15 protein-coding genes are annotated in these 16,639 nt (G+C 55.0%); 8 read left to right on the top strand and 7 right to left on the bottom strand.

Annotation, left to right across the window (positions count from 1 at the left end):
- Both prc and htpX read left to right on the top strand, forming a co-directional pair.
- Positions 1-2,040 carry a carboxy terminal-processing peptidase gene (prc, locus tag ACMGGP_RS09665; protein WP_010670770.1) on the top strand — a complete coding sequence of 680 codons (2,040 nt, stop codon included), beginning with the start codon at positions 1-3 and terminating at the stop codon, positions 2,038-2,040.
- A gap of 244 nt (positions 2,041-2,284) precedes the next feature.
- Positions 2,285-3,166, top strand: a complete 882-nt coding sequence (gene htpX, locus ACMGGP_RS09660; RefSeq protein WP_003852678.1) for a protease HtpX — start codon at positions 2,285-2,287, stop codon at positions 3,164-3,166.
- A 434-nt stretch (positions 3,167-3,600) separates the two neighbouring features.
- Here htpX and ACMGGP_RS09655 read toward each other — a convergent pair whose 3' ends face one another.
- Positions 3,601-4,971 carry an MFS transporter gene (locus tag ACMGGP_RS09655; RefSeq protein ID WP_111533878.1) on the bottom strand — a complete coding sequence of 457 codons (1,371 nt, stop codon included), beginning with the start codon at positions 4,969-4,971 and terminating at the stop codon, positions 3,601-3,603.
- A gap of 187 nt (positions 4,972-5,158) precedes the next feature.
- Here ACMGGP_RS09655 and kdgR point away from each other — a divergent pair, with 187 nt between their 5' ends.
- Positions 5,159-5,950: a DNA-binding transcriptional regulator KdgR gene (gene kdgR, locus ACMGGP_RS09650; RefSeq protein WP_010670769.1), complete on the top strand. Its 792-nt coding sequence runs from the start codon at positions 5,159-5,161 to the stop codon at positions 5,948-5,950.
- A gap of 30 nt (positions 5,951-5,980) precedes the next feature.
- Here kdgR and ACMGGP_RS09645 read toward each other — a convergent pair whose 3' ends face one another.
- Complete coding sequence (locus ACMGGP_RS09645) at positions 5,981-6,217, bottom strand: YobH family protein (protein ID WP_010258788.1); 237 nt, start codon at positions 6,215-6,217, stop codon at positions 5,981-5,983.
- A gap of 212 nt (positions 6,218-6,429) precedes the next feature.
- Here ACMGGP_RS09645 and ACMGGP_RS09640 point away from each other — a divergent pair, with 212 nt between their 5' ends.
- The 4 genes from ACMGGP_RS09640 to rlmA all read left to right on the top strand — a co-directional run bounded on the left by ACMGGP_RS09640 (position 6,430) and on the right by rlmA (position 9,544).
- A complete protein-coding gene (locus ACMGGP_RS09640; RefSeq protein ID WP_498798390.1) occupies positions 6,430-6,702 on the top strand; it encodes a YebO family protein in 273 nt (90 codons plus the stop codon).
- A gap of 18 nt (positions 6,703-6,720) precedes the next feature.
- Positions 6,721-7,731 carry an MBL fold metallo-hydrolase gene (locus ACMGGP_RS09635; protein WP_498798389.1) on the top strand — a complete coding sequence of 337 codons (1,011 nt, stop codon included), beginning with the start codon at positions 6,721-6,723 and terminating at the stop codon, positions 7,729-7,731.
- Positions 7,732-8,387: 656 nt separating this feature from the next.
- Complete coding sequence (gene cspE, locus ACMGGP_RS09630) at positions 8,388-8,597, top strand: transcription antiterminator/RNA stability regulator CspE (protein ID WP_003852684.1); 210 nt, start codon at positions 8,388-8,390, stop codon at positions 8,595-8,597.
- 137 nt (positions 8,598-8,734) lie between these two features.
- Positions 8,735-9,544, top strand: coding sequence for a 23S rRNA (guanine(745)-N(1))-methyltransferase (gene rlmA / locus ACMGGP_RS09625; RefSeq protein WP_064691386.1), 810 nt, complete (start codon positions 8,735-8,737; stop codon positions 9,542-9,544).
- Here rlmA and ACMGGP_RS09620 read toward each other — a convergent pair.
- The 4 genes from ACMGGP_RS09620 to manX all read right to left on the bottom strand — a co-directional run bounded on the left by ACMGGP_RS09620 (position 9,541) and on the right by manX (position 12,778).
- Positions 9,541-9,999, bottom strand: a complete 459-nt coding sequence (locus ACMGGP_RS09620; RefSeq protein WP_022625541.1) for a DUF986 family protein — start codon at positions 9,997-9,999, stop codon at positions 9,541-9,543. The genes rlmA and ACMGGP_RS09620 overlap by 4 nt on opposite strands.
- 91 nt (positions 10,000-10,090) lie before the next feature.
- On the bottom strand, positions 10,091-10,936 hold the full coding sequence (locus ACMGGP_RS09615) for a PTS mannose transporter subunit IID (protein WP_010260523.1): 846 nt from the start codon (positions 10,934-10,936) through the stop codon (positions 10,091-10,093).
- 15 nt (positions 10,937-10,951) lie between these two features.
- Positions 10,952-11,752, bottom strand: a complete 801-nt coding sequence (locus tag ACMGGP_RS09610) for a PTS mannose/fructose/sorbose transporter subunit IIC (protein WP_010670765.1) — start codon at positions 11,750-11,752, stop codon at positions 10,952-10,954.
- A 63-nt stretch (positions 11,753-11,815) separates the two neighbouring features.
- Complete coding sequence (gene manX / locus ACMGGP_RS09605) at positions 11,816-12,778, bottom strand: PTS mannose transporter subunit IIAB (RefSeq protein ID WP_010260527.1); 963 nt, start codon at positions 12,776-12,778, stop codon at positions 11,816-11,818.
- 507 nt (positions 12,779-13,285) lie between these two features.
- On the opposite strand from manX, the gene ACMGGP_RS09600 reads away from it, so the two are divergent.
- Positions 13,286-14,866, top strand: coding sequence for a TerC family protein (locus tag ACMGGP_RS09600; protein ID WP_010260533.1), 1,581 nt, complete (start codon positions 13,286-13,288; stop codon positions 14,864-14,866).
- Between the two features lie 139 nt (positions 14,867-15,005).
- On the opposite strand, the gene pdeD is transcribed toward ACMGGP_RS09600, so the two are convergent.
- Positions 15,006-16,562 (bottom strand): cyclic di-3',5'-guanosine monophosphate phosphodiesterase PdeD, encoded by a 1,557-nt coding sequence (gene pdeD, locus ACMGGP_RS09595; protein ID WP_498798388.1) that lies wholly within the window; start codon positions 16,560-16,562, stop codon positions 15,006-15,008.
- Positions 16,563-16,639 lie beyond the last annotated feature (77 nt).

The following is a 16,639-nucleotide window of genomic DNA, read 5'->3' as shown; positions in this document are numbered from 1 at the left end:
ATGAACACCCTTTTTAAAGTTGGACTTATTGCGGGCCTGCTATTAGCAGGCCCAACCTTCGGCGCGGAGAACATTACCCGCGCCGATCAGATTCCCCAGCTTCACGAAGATCCGCAGGATCCGACGGTCAGTGAGCGCGTAACCTCGCGCTTTACCCGTTCCCACTATCGCCAGTTCGACCTGGATCAGAACTTTTCAGCGAAAATTTTTGATCGCTATCTGAACATGCTCGACTACAGCCACAATGTGCTGCTGGCGTCAGATGTGGCGCAGTTTGCCAGCAAAAAAACCACCGTCGGCGATGAGCTGCGCAGTGGCAAGCTGGATCTCTTTTACGATATTTATAATCTGGCGCAGAAACGCCGTTTTGAGCGCTATCAATATGCGCTGACGGTGCTGGCTCGTCCGATGAATTTCAGCGGCAATGACACTATCGACATTGACCGCGCGAAAGCACCCTGGCCAAAAGATCAGTCTGAACTGAATGCGCTGTGGGATGCCAAGGTCAAATATGATCAGCTGAGTCTGAAGCTGGCGGGCAAAGATGATAACGAGATCCGCGACGTTCTGACAAAGCGTTACAACTTCGCTATCCGTCGTCTGGCCCAGAGCAACGGTGAAGATGTTTTCCAGCTGGTGATGAATGCTTTTGCCCGCGAAATCGATCCTCACACCAGCTATCTGTCGCCGCGTAACACCGAGCAGTTCAACACCGAAATGAGCCTGTCACTGGAAGGCATCGGTGCGGTTCTGCAGATGGATGACGACTATACGGTGATCAACTCGATGGTCGCAGGCGGCCCGGCCGCGAAGAGCAAAGCCATTACCGTTGGCGATCGCATCGTCGGTGTGGGTCAGCCAGGCAAGCCGATGGAAGATGTGATCGGCTGGCGTCTGGATGATGTCGTGGCAAAAATTAAAGGACCTAAGGGCAGCAAAGTGCGCCTGGAAGTTCTGCCAGCCGGTAAGGGTACTAAAACCCGTACTGTGACGCTGACGCGTGAGAAAATCCGTCTGGAAGATCGCGCGGTTAAATTGACCATCAAAAATGTCGGCAAGCAGAAAGTGGGCGTGCTCGATATTCCTGGTTTCTATGTCGGCCTCACCGACGACGTCAAAGTTCAGCTGCAGAAACTGCAGAAACAGAACGTCGACAGTGTGGTGATCGATCTGCGTACCAACGGCGGCGGCGCGCTGACCGAAGCAGTCTCGCTTTCCGGTCTGTTTATTCCGAGTGGTCCGGTGGTTCAGGTACGCGACAACAATGGTCGGGTTCGTGAAGACAGCGATAACGACGGCGTTGTCTACTACAAAGGACCGCTGGTGGTGCTGGTCGATCGCTTCAGCGCCTCAGCTTCTGAGATCTTTGCTGCCGCGATGCAGGATTACGGTCGCGCGGTGATTGTTGGCGAGCCAACCTTTGGTAAAGGCACCGTTCAGCAGTATCGCTCTCTGAACCGCATCTACGATCAGATGCTGCGTCCGGAGTGGCCTGCGTTAGGCTCCGTTTCTTACACCATTCAGAAGTTCTATCGCATAAACGGCGGCAGTACACAGCGTAAAGGCGTCACGCCGGATCTGCTGATGCCAACCGGCGTTGAAGCGGCTGAAACCGGTGAGAAATTTGAGGATAATGCACTGCCGTGGGACAGCATCAAAGCAGCGACCTATGTCAAAACCGGTGATGTGAAACCGCTGGTAGTGCAGCTGACTAAGCAGCATGCTGACCGCATCGCTCAGGATCGCGAGTTCCAGTACATCATGAAGGACATTGCCCGTTACAATGCCCTGAAAGATAAGCGCAACATCGTGTCGCTTAATCTCGCTCAGCGCGAGAAAGAGAACCACGAAGATGATGCGTCTCGTCTGGAGCGGATCAACGCGCGCTATCAGGCCGAAGGCAAAAAACCGCTGAAAAACCTGGATGAGTTGCCGAAAGATTATAAAGAGCCGGATCCCTATCTTGATGAGACGGTGAAGATCGCTAACGATCTTGCGCAGCTGGAGAAATCCCAGCCAGAGGCGCCAGCGGCTAAATAATCCGCTGTTGCCAGAAAAAGCACCGCTCAGCGGTGCTTTTTTTTGTACTCAGAAAAGTTTCCAGTAAGCAATGATTAGCGCTGGTGAAGGTGCCTGAAGGCTGGGCTCCTCATCAGGCGTGTCAGAATGTAAAGTTATGTCTTTTTAGGCACTTAAACGTTAAGGTTGCTTGAAAAGCAGCCCAATGCCCATAGGATATGGATCCGCGTATAGGCGCGTGAACTACTGAGGAAGATTAACAAAAATGATGCGTATTGCTCTTTTCCTGATGACCAACCTGGCTGTGATGTTGGTATTCGGGCTGATTCTCAGCCTGACAGGGATCCAGTCAAGCAGTGTTCAGGGCCTGATGATCATGGCAGGCCTGTTTGGCTTCGGCGGTGCGTTTGTTTCACTGCTGATGTCGAAGTGGATGGCACTGCGATCGGTTGGCGGTGAAGTGATTGAACAGCCACGCAACGAAACCGAGCGCTGGCTGGTGGATACAATTGGCCGTCAGGCACAGCAGGCGGGTATTGCGATGCCACAGGTGGCGATCTATCACGCACCTGACATCAACGCCTTTGCGACTGGCGCACGGCGTAACGCCTCACTGGTTGCTGTCTCAACCGGTCTGCTGCAGAACATGAGCCGTGATGAAGCGGAAGCGGTGCTGGCACATGAAGTGTCACACATCGCCAATGGCGACATGATCACCATGACGTTGATCCAGGGTGTGGTGAACACCTTTGTGATTTTCGTTTCACGTATTCTGGCGCAGATCGCGGCGGGCTTTATGTCCGGCAACCGCGATGGTGAGGAGAGCAGCAACGGCAACCCGCTGGTCTACTTTGCGGTGTCGATGGTGCTGGAACTGGTGTTTGGTATTCTCGCCAGCATCATCACCATGTGGTTCTCGCGTCACCGTGAGTTCCATGCCGATGCCGGTTCAGCGAAGCTGGTAGGTCGTGAGAAGATGATTGCGGCGTTACAGCGCCTGAAAACCAGCTACGAACCGCAGGAGCCGAGCAGCATGATGGCGTTCTGTATCAACGGTAAAGGCAAATCGTTCAGCGAGCTGTTTATGTCGCATCCGCCGTTAGATAAGCGTATTGAAGCACTGCGCAGCGGTCAGTATCTGAAGTAGCGTTAAGCAGAGCAAAAAAGACGACCCTGGGTCTAATGCTGGTCAGTTAAGATTAGATTTGTAAAGGCTGTCACGGTCAAACGTGGCAGCTTTTTTTCTGTGCGAGCGAGCCGCAGTGCGGGCCAGCGCACCTCTGCTGCTGCCGGGCCGTCCTCGCGCCGCTCACGCGGTACCTTCGGCTTTGACGTCGTGCCGACGAACCGTTCGGGGATCGGCCCTCCCTGGCCGGCCCCGACCTGTCCACGCTTCCCGGCGTGGACTTCTGGCCCACCGTCACGCCTCAGCGCTGCGGATAGCCCTTTCAGCAGCAGAGGCGCTCAGGCCTTCACTCTCGTGCCCTTTTTAACAACATGCACTCAAGCTTCAGAGCAGCCCGGCGCCAGACTGCGTTATCACCTGTCGCTTAACTGACTGCGCCTTTTCTGTTTCTGCCATCAGGCGCGGGTCTGCGTCATCCGCGACACACTGACCAGCGCGGCCACGGCGGCAAAGCTGCCCGCCAGCAGCAGCGAAGCGTGCGTCCCGCGATCATCAAACAGATTAAACATCAGCGCGACCAGCGCGGCACCCATACTCTGGCCCAGCAGGCGCGCGGTGCCCAGCATGCCGCTGGCGCCGCCGCTGCGATGACGCGGAGCGGAAGTGACAATAGTGTGGTTGTTGGGTGACTGAAACAGCCCAAAACCGGCACCGCAGAGCATCATGCGCCAGATTATATCGCCATCACCCGGGTTGGCCGGAAGCCAGGCGAGCAGAAACAACCCCAGGGCGAAAATGGCCAGCCCGATGCCGCCCAGCAACCCTGCATGCACCCGTTCAATCAGCCGGCCGGCAATCGGCGCAAATACCATGGTTGCCAGCGGCCAGGGCGTCAGCAGTAAACCGGTTGCCACCTCATCACGCTGCAGGACGTTTTGCAGAAAGAAGGGCAGCGACACCATCGCCAGCATCTGCGCGCAGAACGAACAGACCGACGTTCCCATCGACAGGCTGAAAATCGGGATACGCAGCAGATCAACCGGCAGCAGCGGCACCGCCATGTTTAACTGACGACGAATAAAGAACCAGCCCACAACCAGCAGAGCAATGACCTCCGATAGCACCAGCAGATGACTCTGTCCCTGTGCAAACCCGCTCAGCGCAGAGATGATCAGACCAAAGAACAGGGCGTTCATGATCGCGCTGGGAACATCAAATTTCTGCGCCGTCGCTTTCTGCGGATTATCAGGCAGCGTGCGCAGCGCCAGCCAGAGCGCAATGGCACCCAGCGGGACATTAATCAGAAACAGCCACTTCCAGCTTGCCACCGAAAGAATCGCTGCGGCAACCGTCGGGCCTGCCGCGGTTGAAACCGCCACGACCAGCGAGTTGATCGCCATGCCGCGTCCCAGATGACGCTGCGGATAGATAATGCGTATCAGCGCGGTATTCACACTCATCAGCGCTGCACCCCCTAACCCCTGCAGCACGCGGGCGAAAGTCAGCATGGTCAGGGTGGTGGAGAAGGCGCAGAACAGCGAAGTGGCAATAAACAGCGCCAGGCCCGCCTGATAGACGCGGCGATAACCCAGCATGTCGCCCAGAAAGGAGAGCGACAGCAGCGAGACGATAATCGCAATCTGATAGGCGTTCACTATCCAGATCGACTGCGCCGGGCTGGCATTCAGTTCGCGCGAGATAGTGGGCAGGGCGACATTGGCTATCGCGCCATCCAGCACTGCCATGGTCAGACCCAGCGCGATGGTGACGATTGCCATATAGCGCTGACGCGCGGGTAATCCATCCTGAGGAGGGGAGAGTGTCATAAGTTAATTACTAAAGAGGGTGAATATCATCATGCTAATGAAATTAACGCTGAAATGCAGCGATCGGACGGAGAAAAAACTGTCTTTAAATATGACGTAATGGTTAAAGCATTGCTGCCTTCGTATGCCTCACTCTATACTGACGGTCCGTTCCATTTTTTTTGAAACAGGTTTAACAAGGTGCGCGATGTCCTCTGCTGAAAATGATAAACAGCCCGATTCCGTCTCTTCGGTACTTAAAGTGTTCGGCATTCTGCAGGCGCTGGGTGAAGAGCGCGATCACGGTATTACTGAGCTCGCGCAGCGCGTGATGATGTCAAAAAGTACCGTTTACCGTTTCCTGCAGACCATGAAGTCGCTGGGTTATGTCACGCAGGAAGGTGAGAGCGAGAAGTACTCACTGACACTGAAGCTGTTTGAACTGGGCGCAAAAGCGCTGCAGAACGTCGATTTAATCCGCAGTGCGGATGTGCAGATGCGTGAGCTTTCGCGTCTGACCAAAGAGACCATTCATCTGGGGGCGCTGGAAGAGGACAGTATTGTCTACATCCACAAAATAGACTCCCTCTACAACCTGCGTATGTATTCGCGCATTGGCCGTCGTAATCCGCTGCATACCACCGCGATCGGGAAAGTTCTGCTCGCCTGGCGCGATCGCAGCGAAGTTGAGGAGATCCTGCGGGATGTCGAATTCAAACGGAGCACGGCCAATACGCTGTTAAGCGCGGAGGCGTTGATTACGGCGCTGGATCAGGTAAGAACGCAGGGCTATGGTGAAGATAACGAAGAGCAGGAAGAGGGCTTACGCTGCCTCGCTGTGCCGGTGTTTGACCGTTTTGGCGTGGTGATTGCGGGACTGAGTATCTCTTTTCCCACCATTCGTTTTTCAGAAGATGCCCGCCAGGATTACGTGGCCATGCTGCATCGGGCGGCGCGTACGCTCTCCTCAGAGATGGGCTATCACGACTATCCGTTCTGAAAACAGCGGGCCATGTGGCCCGCTGTTTTGTTAATTATCGATCACTTCTCCGCTTTTCTTCAGCAACGGACAATCAGTCACGCCCACCACGCCACTGTCAGTATGCAGATACTGCGCACTGATCACACCGCGAGCGGTCAGATAGCTGCACTGCAGGCCAAGGCCGGCGGCATTTTTAGTACTGCCGGTTAATACGCCATAGCCGGTAAACAGCATCGCCAGCCAGATCACCGCCAGCAAGCCTACCGTACGAATAAACAGTTTCATTATGTCTCCTTGTGAAAGATAACTCAGCGCTCCACCTGGTGCCGCCGGTTATGATGATATCAGCATGCCTCGCTTTTCTGGTGGGATCGATCAGAGATAACTGAAACGGCAAATTCTGCATTGATGTTAACCCCATTATCTTTTGCGATGGCGACAGGTAGAATGGGCGGTTGCCATGTTCTGGCGTTTCCACTGAGTTTTACGAGGCAGTTATGAATGAGTTAGCCGCAAATTCGGGCCCACTGGTCAGCTATGGCCTGCTGGTCATTATTTTGATTGTGGCGTTTATCGCCTGGTTCTTTGTCAACCGCGCCAGTGTGCGCGCCGGTGAGCAAATCCGCTTACTGGAGTCTTTGCTGGAAGAGCAGAAGAAACAGAATCAGCTGCTGCGCCGTCTGATTGAGATGCAGCCAAGGGCAGAGAGTAAAAAAACCGATGACGATCGCGAGAAACGCGACTTTATCCGGTTGATTCCGGAACGATAATCACAGCAGAGAGGCGGGATGGTCTGGAAAAATCCGTGGTATGACAGCAGCAAAGCGCATCACACGCCCGAGGGATTCTGCAATCCTGAACCGGAACGGCGCAAGCCGGGCGATCTGCAGCGCTGGCGCAGGGAGCGCAAAGCACAGGGACTGCCGCTGCCACCGCAGCAGGGCTACAGGGCTTTCACCGAACAGTGGTGGCAGCCCGCTGATATCAGCGGCAGTGACGATCGCATCTGGTCGCTGGGACATGCCGCCGTGCTGCTGCGACTGAACCAGCAATATATCCTGATCGATCCCGCACTCTCGTCACGCGCCTCGCCACTCTCTTTTGCCGGGCCGCAGCGAAAAACGCCAGCACCGCTTAGCATCGCTGATCTGCCGCGTCTGGATGTCGTGCTTATTTCACATAACCATTACGATCATCTTGATCGACCGACGGTTAAAGCGATCGTCCGGCGTTTTCCGCAGGCGACCTTTATTGTGCCGCTGGGCCTGGCTAAATGGTGCAGGGCGCGGGGCGTGAAACAGGTCCATCAGCTCGACTGGTGGCAACAGTTTACTGTCGGCGACCTCTGTTTTGATGCGGTGCCGGCACGTCACTGGAGTATGCGAACGCCGCGCGATCGAAACCGTTCGCTCTGGTGCGGCTGGGTCGTGCGTTCTGCCTCCGTGCGCTTCTGGTTCTCGGGCGACAGCGGCTACAGCGATAGCCTGCCGGAGATTGCTGCCCGACTCGGCCCGTTCAGCCTGGCGGCTTTGCCGATTGGCGCTTATGCACCTGAATGGTTCATGGCGGGCCAACATATGAATCCCGATCAGGCGGTGGCGCTGTGGCAGGCAGCAGGCAGGCCGCTGACGCTGCCCATCCACTGGGGCGTGTTCGAACTGGCCGATGAGTCGCTTGATGCACCACCCAAAGAACTGGCAGATGCGCTGCTGCGGGCAAACGAGCAAAAGAGCGGTTTCGCACCGTGGCGAATAGGCGAAAGCCGCGGGCTGAATAAGGACACCCAGGAATTATCCTAAAACCTCAGAGTTAAAACAAAAGCCCGTTTTTATTATCTGATATCAATTTTTCAAATCAAAAGTTAAATTCTTAATAAGTAAAATCGGGCTCAATGCTTTTATTTGGAGCAGGACGACTGTCTGGCTCCTGCTTTTGGTGCAAAAAAAGTGTTATCTGTACGAAATAAAAGGCGCTGTACAGGATTGACGCCGGATTATTGATATTTTCAACTTTTCGCGCTTCGCTTATTCATTCTGTTATTGCCATATTTGTGAAATATTAATTTCTTATGGTATCCATTGGGTTAGACCCGACAACAGAGGCCGGAGAGGGCGCTGACCAGGGAGCGTGCTTAATTTGCATCGGCATTTGTAAGCGCCACAGAACAGGCAATGTGAGCCTTCTGGCAATTATGTGCGCAGGCTGGCCGGGGCCCTTAAAAATGGCTTGCCATTGTTTTTAGGATATGTGATAACAAATCCTGAGTTAAACGAGGTACAGTTCTGTTTATGCATGGCATCTTCTGTAAAGAAGTCTGTAAAGAAGAACGAGTAAAGACGTTGACGTTGAATACCGCTTCCTTGCCGAACCTTAATTAGTGCCTCATGCAGTAATGTCTCTGGTTTTTCTGTAAGACAGCCTTCGGGCTAAATAAACATCTAAAGGAATTTGCAAAATGGCAAAGATTAAAGGTCAGGTTAAGTGGTTCAACGAGTCTAAAGGTTTTGGTTTTATCACCCCTGCTGACGGTAGCAAAGATGTGTTCGTACACTTCTCCGCTATTCAGGGCAATGGTTTCAAAACCCTGGCTGAAGGCCAGAGCGTTGAGTTCGAAATTCAGGACGGCCAGAAAGGCCCGGCAGCCGTTAACGTTACGGCTATCTGATTCAACTCCGCCTCGGTGCATTGCACCCTGACATGAAATCTCAAAGCCCTGGCTTCTCAGCCGGGGCTTTCTTTATGCTTCCGATGCGTAAACGTTAAGGTTACACTGCGCCGCGTTATCTGATGCCGGAGCACCCTATGTCCCTGATTTGCCCTCTTTGTCACTCTCCTCTCGTCTTTACTGCGCGCAGCTGGTGCTGCGAGAATCGCCATCAGTTTGACCAGGCGAAAGAAGGGTATGTCAATCTGCTGCCCGTTCAGCATAAACGGTCGCGTGAGCCGGGTGACAGTGCAGAGATGATGCAGGCACGACGCGAATTTCTTGAGGCAGGCTACTACCAGCCGCTGCGTGATCGGGTCGTCAGCCTGCTTGCGCCCGCGCTGAGCCAGCCGGAGTGCAAAATCCTGGATATCGGCTGTGGAGAAGGTTACTACACCGCCGCACTGGCTGACGCAGCAGGCGAGGCAGGGCAGGTCTATGGACTGGATGTCGCCAGAATGGCGATCCGGCTGGCAGCAAAGCGCTATCCGGCGGTGCGCTTCTGCGTCGCCTCCAGCCAGCGCTTACCCTTTGCCGATCACGCCCTGGATGCGGTTGTCCGAATCTACGCACCCTGCAATGAAGCGGAACTGGCGCGCGTGCTGAAGCCGGGTGGCCTGGTACTGACCGTGACACCGGGCCCGCATCATCTGCAGCAGTTCAAGGCGCTGATTTACCGCGAAGTGCAGTTGCATGTGCCGGAGCAGAAAGCGTATCCCGGATTCCACCAGGTGGAGCAGCATGCGCTGCGTTACCCGATGGCATTAACCGGCGCAGCCGCGACGACCCTGCTTCAGATGACGCCGTTCGCCTGGCGGGCGCGTGAAGAGGTCTGGCAGACCCTGCAGCAGAGCGAGCAGTTCAGCTGCGACGCAGACTTTACCCTGACTGTGTGGCAGCGCGACTAGCGCGCTTCGACCAGGGTGTTATAGATGCGCTCCAGATCGTCGAGTTGCTGTACCGCGATCAGCAGCCGACGCTGTTCCAGCTGAATCACCAGAATGCCATCCTCAGAGAGATTCATGCCCTGAATTCGCCGGTAATCGATCCAGACACCGGCGTAAAACAACCCCTCACTTTTCATCAGCAGCGTTGGCTTTCGCAGCCAGAATAACCAGAACGCCAGAAAACTCAGCACCATCAGCAGTGAGGTGGTGAGCTGCGGGCCGTGATGACTGACGTTGTTCCACAGCAGGATCAGCAGCAGGCCGATGAAAATCAGGCTATCCAGCTTATGCTGCCTGCGCAGCGCAACCCGTAAGCGGGTCGGGCCGTGGCGACGCGGCAGAATCGCCTCATGATAAATGGCAAACCCCATCAGGGCGGCAATACAACACGCAATCAGCGCATCGGTTAATGACATCACAGCTACCTCAAACAGGGTGAGCTCAGCCGGTTGTGGCTCAGCTCACCACGCTTAAAAGCCGGGAGCGCAGGCTCCCGGCCGGGTGAAATTACAGACCGAGCAGGCCGATCCAGTAACCAAAGATACCGATAGCAAAGAAGCCGACGATAATCCACAGCGCGTTCACTTTACGGCGTAACAGCCACATACAGCCAAAGGTCAGCAGCAGCGGCACCACGCCCGGCATCAGCTGATCGAGGATCGACTGTACGGTGGTGACGGTGGTTTTACCGGTTGAGTCGGTAATACGTGACACCACCAGCGGGATGTTAACGTGTGTCCACTTGTTGACCAGCGCCCCCATGACAAACAGGCCGAGAATCGATGCGCCCTCCGTGAGTTTCTGCAGGAAACCGCCGCCCATATCACTGACGATATCGATCCCTTTGCGATAGCCATAGGCCACGCCGTAGTAGCGGGTCAGCAGGCGTGCCAGGTTAAACAGCACAAAGAAGAGCAGCGGACCCAGCAGACTGCCACTCATGGCGATACCGGCTCCCAGCGCGGCAAACACCGGGCGCACCGTACCCCAGAAGATCGGGTCGCCAACACCGGCCAGCGGTCCCATCAGGCCGACTTTAAGGCCGTTAATCGCGCCATCGTCGATCGGGGCGCCGTTAGCACGCTGCTCTTCCATCGCCATAGTCACGCCCAGAACCGGCGCGGCCACATAAGGATGGGTATTAAAGAACTCCAGATGACGCTTGATCGCCTGCTTACGATCATCATTGTTCTCAGGATAGAGACGGCGGATCACCGGCACCATTGAGAAGCAGAAGCCCAGCGCCTGCATGCGTTCAAAGTTCCATGAACCCTGGAACAGGTTAGAGCGCAGAAAGACGGCGCGAACATCACCGGGAGTCAGTTTCTTTTCGACTTTCGTAATATCAACCATGTGCTCACCTGTTCCTTAATCGAGTTCGTTATCAAGATCGTTTGCGGTCGCAGCACCTGTTGGTGCTCCCGCCACACGGTTGTATTTCGGGCTGAGCTGAATGTAAAGCACCGCCATAACCACGCCAATGACGCCCAGCGCCACCAGGTTAAAGTTGGTGAAGGCGGCGGTGACGAAGCCCAGGTAAAAGAACGGCATCAGGTAGCCTGCGCGCATCATGTTGATGACCATCGCATAACCGACCACCACAATCATGCCACCGGCGATATTCAGGCCGTTGGTCACCACGTCCGGAATAGAGCTGAGTAAGGCGTGAACCGCACTGGTGCCGACCGAAATCGCCACAATCAGCGCCGGGATGGCGATACGCATCGCCTGTAACAGCAGGGCAGAGACGTGGATCCAGGAGATGGCCGTGAGATTACCTTTCTCTGCGGCTTTGTCAGCCGCATGCTGGAAGGCGACGGTCAGCGTACGCACGATAATGGTCAGTACCTGTCCGGCGGCGGCCAGCGGAATCGCCAGCGCAATACCGGCACCGACACTTTGACCGCCAGCGATAACCAGGATGGTCGAGATAATGGAGGCGAGGGCGGCATCAGGCGCAACGGCGGCACCGATGTTCATCCAGCCCAGCGCAATCATCTCCAGCGTACCGCCGATAATAATGCCGGTTTTCATATCACCCAGCACCATACCAATCAGGGTACAGGCCACCAGGGGACGGTGAAACTGGAACTCATCCAGAATCGACCCCATACCGGCAATACAGGCGACAATAAAAATCAAAATAATTTGTAGCGAGGTTATTTCCATCATACTTCTTGTCCTCAGCAGGATAACCAGGAGCCCGGAAACGCAGGCGCATAAGTGCTTCTGTTACGCGTTAACTTTTGCAATCAGATCCATCATTTTCAGTTTCTGGTCACTGGAAACTTTACGCACTTCCAGTTCAATATTGCGTTCATTGAGTTTGCGGAATGCGGCAATATCTTTTTCATCGACCGAGACCGCATTATTGACCTGAGTTTTCCCCTGGCGGAACGCCATACCGCCGATGTTGACGGTTTTAATATCGACACCCTGTTCCACCACGCGCAGTACATCGGTGGGATTGGTAAACAGCAGCATCACGCGATCCTGACCATACTTCGGGTTGTTCCACACCCGCACCATCTTATCGACATCCACCACATGGGCCGTGACGCCGGGCGGAGCGACCTGCGTCAGCAGAGTCTTGCGCACATGATCGTTGGCCACTTCATCGCTGACTACGATAATGCGCTGAACATTGGTCTCTTTGGTCCAGCGCGTTGCCACCTGCCCATGAATCAGACGGTCATCAATGCGTGTCAGCCCGATTTTCATGTGGTCACCGGGCGCCATCGGCTTAGCCGGTTGCGCCGCAGCGGCCGGTTTTGCCGCGGCTGGCGCCGGCGCTTCTTCTTTGGCTTTCAGGGCTTTGACGCCTTCACGGCCGGTCTCCACCGCCACTGCGACCAGCTCGTCAAAACCGGGATTGTCATCGCGCGCCATCAGCGTTTCGACCAGCATCGGGATATTGACCCCGGCGATGACCTCATACTGCGGTTTGTCGACCACGATGCGACTGGCCGCATTAAACGGACTGCCACCCCAGGTATCAACTAAAAACAGGACTCCCTGCGTCGTATCAAGTTCTGCCAGTCGTGCCTGATATTTTTCAATCAGCGTTTCTGCATTTTCACCGGGGACAAAATCTATCCAGCCGACATTGTCCTGCTCGCCCAACAGCATTTCTGCTGTTTTCAGCAGTTGTTCCGCTGCCCAGCCGTGTGTACCAATTACTATCGCAATGGTCACGTGCTACCTCCGTTCGCTAGAGATGCTCATCTGAGTCAATGAACTGTATTGAATTGCTTTGATGATCTGTTTAACCGGATGATTCGAATTATCGGTATAGCGTCGAAAAAACATGGGTTAACTACGTCAAGGCGGTAAAGTCGCGATTTATTTTAGTGATCGAAAAAATAAATTATGTGATGTCTGTCAGCTATTCATCCTGTGAAGTGACCAGTAACCCTTTTTATGCGCCTGATCATCCGTCAGGCAGATTGTAAAAATAAGAAAATTTTTTGACGCGATTCGCCGACCTGATACATTAACGTTCTGTTTATTACTCAGGAGTAACGGGCTTCAGCCCACCTTTATGGATCGTCACCGACGTCGCTTAATCTGTTCTTTGCGCCTGCTGGCGCGTCACCCTTCGCCTCACGGCGTTTTCACCGCTTTCCCGACTACCTGCATGTCACGCTTTGCTGCGCTGATAAGCAGCACCGCGATCTGTTCCCTGTTCTGGAGTCATAAATAATGGAATTTTTATTCGACCCCTCAATCTGGGCGGGTTTACTGACGCTCGTGGTGCTGGAAATCGTACTCGGCATTGATAACCTGGTGTTTATTGCCATCCTGGCCGACAAACTGCCGCCGAAGCAGCGTGATAAAGCACGCCTGATTGGCCTGTCACTGGCGCTGGTCATGCGTCTGGGTCTGCTGTCGCTGATCTCCTGGATGGTGACGCTGACGACGCCTCTCTTTAGCGTAGGCGGTTTCAGCTTTGCCGGTCGTGATTTAATTCTGCTGGCGGGTGGTCTGTTCCTGTTGTTTAAGGCGACCATGGAGCTGCACGAGCGGCTGGAGAACCGGCAGCTCGACGGATCCGGTAATCGGGGATATGCCAGTTTCTGGGCTGTCGTGACGCAGATTGTGGTACTGGACGCCGTCTTCTCGCTGGATGCTGTGATTACCGCCGTGGGTATGGTGAACCACCTGCCGGTGATGATGACCGCCGTGGTGATTGCGATGGGTGTGATGCTGCTGGCATCTAAGCCGTTAACCAACTTTGTTAACGCGCATCCGACTGTGGTGGTGCTCTGTCTGAGCTTCCTGCTGATGATCGGTCTGTCGCTGGTGGCAGAAGGCTTTGGTTTCCATATTCCTAAAGGCTACCTCTATGCGGCGATTGGCTTCTCGATTCTGATTGAGCTGTTCAACCAGGTTGCACGTCGTAACTTTATCCGCCATCAGTCAAATCGCCCGATGCGTGAACGCACCGCCGAAGCGATTTTACGCCTGATGGGGGGCCGCAACCGTGCCCAGACCGCCAGCAATGGCAACACCAGCAGCAGCGAAGAGGCAGCACTGGCGGAAGCGATGCCGCAGGAAGCGTTTAAAGATGAAGAGCGCTATATGATTAATGGCGTGCTGACGCTGGCTTCCCGCTCGATTCGCAGCATCATGACGCCGCGCGGTGAAATCTCCTGGGTCGATGCGAATCGGCCGGTAGATGAGATTCGCGGTCAGCTGCTTGATACCCCACACAGCCTGTTCCCGGTCTGTCGGGGTGAACTGGATGAAATTGTCGGCGTAGTGCGAGCCAAAGAACTGCTGGTGGCGCTGGAGCACGGTGTGGATGTGGCAACGTTTGCGGCCAATACACCGACTATCGTGGTGCCGGAGACGCTGGATCCGATCAACCTCCTTGGCGTGCTGCGTCGTGCCAAGGGCAGCTTCGTGATTGTCACCAATGAGTTTGGTGTGGTTCAGGGTCTGATTACGCCGCTGGACGTGCTGGAAGCGATTGCGGGTGAATTCCCGGATGAAGATGAAACGCCCGATATTATTGCGGATGGTGATGGCTGGTTAGTGAAAGGGGGGACCGATCTGCACTCGCTGCAGCAGTTGCTCGACTTCCATGAACTGGTCGATCCGACAGAAGACCACGCCTCGCTGGCGGGCCTGCTGATTGAGCAGAAAGGGCAGTTACCGCTTCCTGGCGATGTCATTGATATTACTCCGCTGCACTTCCAGATTATCGAAGCGACCGACTACCGTATCGATCTGGTGCGTGTCACTAAAGATAAACCGCATGACGAGGATGAAGAGGGCTAATCGTTCTCGTTGATGCAGCGGCGCTGCCGGGTTTACCGGCCGCGCTGAATTCTCCGACAGCCGCTGGCTCATTGCCGCGGCTGTTTTTTTTCTGTGGCGTAAGGTCATCAGGCAGGGCGAAACGGGGCTCAGGCGATTGTCACCTGCGGGCATCAGCCTGACGCTGCGCCAGCCACGCCGGGAAGTCCTGCAGCGGCATCGGGCGGGCAAAATAGTAGCCCTGCAGATGATCCACGCCGCGTTCGCGCAGATAGGCTGCCTGCTCAGCTGTTTCCACGCCTTCGGCTACCAGACTGATATTCAGGCGCTGGGCCAGCGAAATCACCATATCCGTCACCGTGGCATTAATCGCGTCAGTGCCGATGGCTGCGGTGAAAATCTTGTCGATTTTCAGCACATCTGGCTGCAGATCTTTCAGGTAGGAGAGTGAGCTGTGGCCGGTGCCAAAATCATCAATCGCCAGCCGGACACCGATGTCGTGCAGTTGCGCAATCACCGACTGATCCACGACCGGCAGGGCATCGCGCTCGGTGAGCTCCACCACCAGTTTTGGCACCGGATTGGCAGGCCACCACAGGTTGTGCAGATCTTCCAGAATGGCGTGGTCGCGGAAATGGCTGGCGGCAACATTAATGGCGATATGGAACGCGGGATCGTCGGGCAACTGCGGTAACTGACTCACCACCTCATTCAGTACAAAGCGCGTCAGCGGTTTGATCAGGTTCTGTCGCTCGGCCAGGGGAATAAAGACATCCGGTGCAATCCAGCCCTGACGGGGATTATGCCAGCGCAGCAGTAACTCAATACCGTCGCACTCACCACTTTTGGTGTTGATCAGCGGCTGGCAATAAACCATAAACTCACGGGCCGTAATGCCATAACTGATTTGCCAGCTCAGGCTCATACGATTTGCGGTCGCCAGCCAGACGATGTAACCCATAAGCAGACTCAGCAGCAGCGCCAGCGGGAGCTGTGAGGGAAGCGTCGCCAGCGCCAGGCGGGTCGGAGAGGGGCCATAGAGAGTAAGCGTAAACGGATAGCGCAGCGAGCCCTGCTCATAGCTCACTTCGTCTTCTGACGGCACCGTGGGCTCGATCAGCGGATTGCCATACTCCAGGCTCTCTCCATTGACGTTAAAGACAGCGCGCTCCACCCAGGGCAACTGCGGCTCCAGCAGATAATTGCTCATCATTTCGATGTTGATCACCTGCAAAATCCCGGAGCGGTTATCCAGGCTCTTTGGCGTCCACAGCAGTAAAATGGGCGAGCCTTTCAGCAGATACTCATCGGTTGCCAGCGTCATACGCTGACTGTTAAAGGCTAAATCAGGGTAGGTCTGACTAAAGGGAATGGTGCGCGGCCCGTAGATACTGGAGCAGTAGAGCACATCGTTATCCACCAGCAGGATCGCCCGGACCGTCTGCAGGGAAGAGATTTTTTCGATGAGTGGAAAGCGAACATCCTGACAGGGAACGCCGACCAGACCCAGCGTATTATTGGCTGAAACCTCCAGCGGTGAAAACATCCGGTCAAACCGCATAATCGCTTTATCGGCGAAATCCATCGCCTGCTGCTCGATACGTGACTTCTCTTCGATATAGCGAAAGGCCAGGGTTAATATCAGCACCACGGTGGCGATCGACAGCGCTATCAGCACACGCTTGCGTCTGAATTGTCCAACATTTTGCTGGGCCATAAACATCTGTATCCACCTTCCCAAAAGCCAGTAAAAAGCAAAACACAACGGGGTGAGTATCGGCACGGTCAGATCAA

The organism is Curtobacterium sp. BNK-1 (assembly GCF_048685235.1).
Taxonomy (GTDB): Bacteria; Pseudomonadota; Gammaproteobacteria; order Enterobacterales; family Enterobacteriaceae; genus Pantoea; species Pantoea agglomerans.
The sequence above is the reverse complement of the archived record's forward strand: the minus strand, read 5'-3'. Positions and strand labels throughout refer to the sequence as shown.